The organism is Erythrobacter sp. (assembly GCF_023653175.1).
Classification (GTDB): domain Bacteria; phylum Pseudomonadota; class Alphaproteobacteria; order Sphingomonadales; family Sphingomonadaceae; genus Erythrobacter.
In genome coordinates this window covers 1-3,940 of the sequence record NZ_JAMNXL010000252.1, presented here as the reverse complement: position 1 = coordinate 3,940, position 3,940 = coordinate 1, and the positions used below count along the sequence as shown (strand labels likewise).

The 3,940-nt window shown below is 66.9% G+C and carries 4 protein-coding genes; 1 reads left to right on the top strand and 3 read right to left on the bottom strand.

Features of this window, described 5'->3' with window-relative positions:
• The 3 genes from NBV68_RS18340 to NBV68_RS18330 all read right to left on the bottom strand — a co-directional run.
• The coding region (locus NBV68_RS18340; RefSeq protein ID WP_296312751.1) for an autotransporter-associated beta strand repeat-containing protein at nt 1-1,555 on the bottom strand (1,555 nt) is incomplete at its 3' end.
• 109 nt (nt 1,556-1,664) lie between these two features.
• Nucleotides 1,665-2,393, bottom strand: a complete 729-nt coding sequence (locus tag NBV68_RS18335) for a response regulator transcription factor (RefSeq protein WP_296312749.1) — start codon at nt 2,391-2,393, stop codon at nt 1,665-1,667.
• Between the two features lie 64 nt (nt 2,394-2,457).
• Nucleotides 2,458-2,895 carry a hypothetical protein gene (locus NBV68_RS18330; protein ID WP_296312747.1) on the bottom strand — a complete coding sequence of 146 codons (438 nt, stop codon included), beginning with the start codon at nt 2,893-2,895 and terminating at the stop codon, nt 2,458-2,460.
• A 137-nt stretch (nt 2,896-3,032) separates the two neighbouring features.
• Here NBV68_RS18330 and NBV68_RS18325 point away from each other — a divergent pair.
• Nucleotides 3,033-3,940, top strand: a 908-nt coding sequence (locus NBV68_RS18325; protein WP_296312745.1) for a hypothetical protein, incomplete at its 3' end; no start/stop codon positions are given.

Sequence of the window (3,940 nt, the reverse complement as noted above, 5' to 3'; positions counted from 1 at the left end):
TGTAGTTCAGGATCAGGCTTCCGTTCGCATTGGCGATCACCTGCCCCGTGCCGAGCCGCGCGAAATCGTCGACCCGGATCGCGCCGTCATCGATAAGCGTGCCGCCGGTATAGGTGTTGGTGCCGGTCACATCGAGGATGCCGCCGCTGGTCTTGGCCAGCACCAGCGCGCCGGTTAGGTTGTTGGCCAGCACTTGATTGCCGCTAGTGTCCATTTGCAGGATGACACCGCCGGTGGTGGTGGTGATCGTGCCGGTACCGAGCGCGCCGACATTCGTGACGCGCAAGCTGCCGCTCTGGATGTCGATGCCGCCGCTGAAGCTGTTCGCGCCGCTGAGGTCGCCGGTGCCGACCCCGGTGTAGATCAGACCTCCAGTGCCCCCGATATCGTTGGCGAGATTGAAATCGCCCCACGAGATCGTGCCGTCATTGGTGATCGCCCCCGCCCCGACCGCGTTGGCATTCCCCAGCACAGCCGTCGTGCCGTTCGTGATGTTCACCGCGCCGGTGTAACCGCTGCCATTGCCGCCAAAGGTGATCGTGGCGCCCGAGGCATCGACCTTCAGCCCACCGCTGCCGGTCAGCGTGTTGTCGAAGCTGGCCGATGCGGTGTAACCGAGCGTGAGAGTGCCGAACTGGCCAATGTCGACCGTGCTGTTTGCAACGCCCAGCGCCGCCCCGCTGGTCACTGTGACACTGCCGCCCTGCACATTGAACTGGACCGCGTCGACATTGCTGCCGGTCAGGGTGATAGCGGTGTTGGGGTTGATGTTGATGATCTCGAACCCGACCGTGTCGTGGATCCAGCTGCCATTGATGTTGATACTGAAGATGTCGTTGCCAGCGCCGCCATCGAACAGGGCGGCGCCCGAAGCTTGTGTGGAGATATTGGCCGAACTGCCAATGTCGATCCGATCATCCCCGTCACCCAGCGAAATGGCGAGCCCGTCGCTCGGCGCAACGAGGAAGCCCTCGATTTGCACGTTCTGATTGCCCGTGCCTCCGACAAGCAGATATTGCCCGTTGCCGCCGGTCGTAAACAGGCCGCCTCCCGCAGAGATCAGGATGGTGTTCTGCTCGCCTGCGAGGGCCGAGATGGTGGTCTGGCCTGGGTTCTGGGTGACCTGCGATCCGGAGAGGAAGAGCAGCTGCGAATTCGCGCCGCTGATATTGACGATCGAACCATTGGAAATGGCACCGCCCCCGTAAAGCACGGTGTTTCCAGCGCCGGTCAAGGTGATCTGCGACCCGTTCAGGACCGCACCGTTGCGAACCTGGACAACATTGCTGTTTCCCGTGACGTTGATGTTCGCTCCGGTGACGAACGTTCCCGAACCGTTGGTGTCCACATTGGTGCCGTTGGCGTTCACGGTGATGACGGGCCCGTTGACGCTGCCCGTGCAGGAGACGACCGTGCTATCGGTGGTGATGTTGTTGAGCGGCTGCGTCGGGGTCGGCACGCACTGCGCCTGCGCCGGGCTCGCAATGGTCAAGGACAGGAACGAGGCGGACGCCAGCAGGGCGGCGTGAGCGATACGGCGACGGGACTTGGACATGGAAACTCCCCTCCAGGGTGCTGATTTCCATGCCGCAATCGCGCCGGGGGGCGTTTTATCCTATCCCCACAGGCGAGGGGGGTGGGGGGCAGCGAGCCCCCCCGCAAGCCTATTCCCGGTCGATACGGATGAGCTTGGCCTGGATCGCCTCGAACACCGCCTCGCCGCGCGATCTGACGTGCAGCTTCCTGTAGATCCCCTGCACATATTCGGCGACGGTGTAGGGCGAGAGGTTCATCACCCGCGCGGCTTCCTTGCGGCTCAATCCGCGTGCGAGATATTCGAGCAGCTCGCGCTCGCGCGGGGAGAGGTGGGGTGCGCCGGGTTCGGACGTTTCAGCCACCGGCTCGTCGCGGACCAGGCTGAGCAGGTGCCCGGCCGCACGCGCGCTGATCGGGGTCTCGCCCGCCAGCGTCGCGCGGACATGGGCGAGCACCATGTCGGCGGTCGTGTCCTTGAGGATATAGCCGTCCGCGCCCGCCTTCAGCGTGCCGAGCACGCTCGCGCGGTCTTCGAAGACGGTGAAGACCAGCACCTTGCAGCCCGGCACATGCGCGCGGATCGCCTCGATCACGCGGATGCCGCTGCCATCGGGCAGGCCGAGATCGAGCAGCGCCAGATCGGGCATCAGGTCGACCAGCGGCAGGCCATCGGCAAGGCATCCGGCATCGCCGACCACCGCGATATCGGGCGCGGCCGCCAGCGCGTCGATGGCATAGGCACGCAGCCGTTCGTCATCCTCGACGATGATGACGCGCGCCGCCCCGGCAGGATCGGGGGCGGGCCCGCAGCCCTCGTCCGCGCGTGCTCGATGCTCTTCGCCCTGCGCCATCATCATGTCCATTTTGCCTGCAACCCGTGTTATGATCTTATCGGCAAGGCGCATCAACCGGCGCCAATACTCAATCCAGCGCGGCAAGGCCCTTGCGCGCTTCGGCAATGTTGTCGGCAAGCTGCCCGGCATCAGCGCCGACGCGGATCGCATCTTCGTAATGCTTGAGCGCCGCCGCATAGTCCTTTTCGAGATGGTAGCTGACGCCGACCTGTTCGAGCGCCAGCGCAAGCTCGGACGGGTGGTCGCGCGCGATGGCGAGCCACGCCTCGCGGCCCATGGTCAGCTCGCTTGCCAGCACCAGACTGATCGCAGCCTGGCGCCGCGCGGCGAGGCCGGGATTGTCGGGGTCGTTGCCCAGCGCCCGGTCGAACAGTGCGAGATTGCGCCGGGCCTTCTCCGCCGCATCTGCCGCCTCGCGCGCGGCGAGGTTGTCGGCCTTGGCCTGCGCCCGCGCCGCCCGCTCTTCCGCCGAGCCGCCGCCGACCAAAGTGCTCCACCAACCCATGCGACTGTCCTTTCTTATCTGCCGATGAACAGAACACAGCCCCGCGCCCGCAGCATCCCCGCCAGATGGGGGGATGGCCCGCGCCGCTCCGGGGCCGCAGCATGAAAGCCTCACGAGACGGGAGGAGGAGAATCACCATGCGCGAGCGTTGGATCATGGCTGCAGCCCTTGGAGCGGTCGCACTGACCGGGGCCGAGGCCGCGGGGCAAGACCCGTTCAAGCGGCTGCGCGATGCGGTCGGCAAGCCCCCCGCGCCCGCAGGCACGCCCGCCCCCGAACGCCCGACCCGCCGGCCGCTGCCTGCGGCGAGCGCGAGCGCGTCCAAACCCGCTGCCAGCACCGGCGGCATGTTCCCCGATCAGGGCGTGCACAACCCCGTCCACGCCGCGCACCAGAGCCAGATCGTCTTCACCCGCCGCGATCTCGGCATCGGTGCGATCACCGAGGGCGATATCGCCAGCGACTTCACGCTGGGCGAGCCGATGTTCTTCCGCGTCTTCACCGAGCGGTCCGCCGCCAATGCGCTGGCGCTCGCCAACAACGTGCCCGCGCAGGAAACCTATCCCGACGGGGTCCACTATGTCGCGCGCTTCACCGTGGGCGGGCAGAGCTTCGACACCGGGATCTTCCCCTGGGGCGGGCGCAAGGACCACGAGACCTGGACCACCTGGCGCGGGCAGTTCGTCAATCCCGGCAATGCGCAGGTGACGCCGGGGACCGACGCCTTCCTCGAGCTGCTCAGCCGCGCGACGGCGGCGGGGCTGCTCGCGCCGGGCAAGCACGCGGTGACGATGGAGGTGATCCCCTTCTCGAACACCGAACGCCACGGCAAGATTACCGCAGGGCCGGTCGCCAAGGGCAGCTTCACGCTCACCGTGCCCGCGGGGATCTTCAAGGCGGGCAACACCGCCGTGTGCGGCGCGGGGCGCGGCGGGGCGGGGACCGCGACGACCGAGGCGCGCGCGCTCAGCGAGGCCAAGCGCTTCTGGGACTGGCCCGATCTCACCCCGGTCAAGGCGATCGCGACCGGAAACCAGTGGAAGAT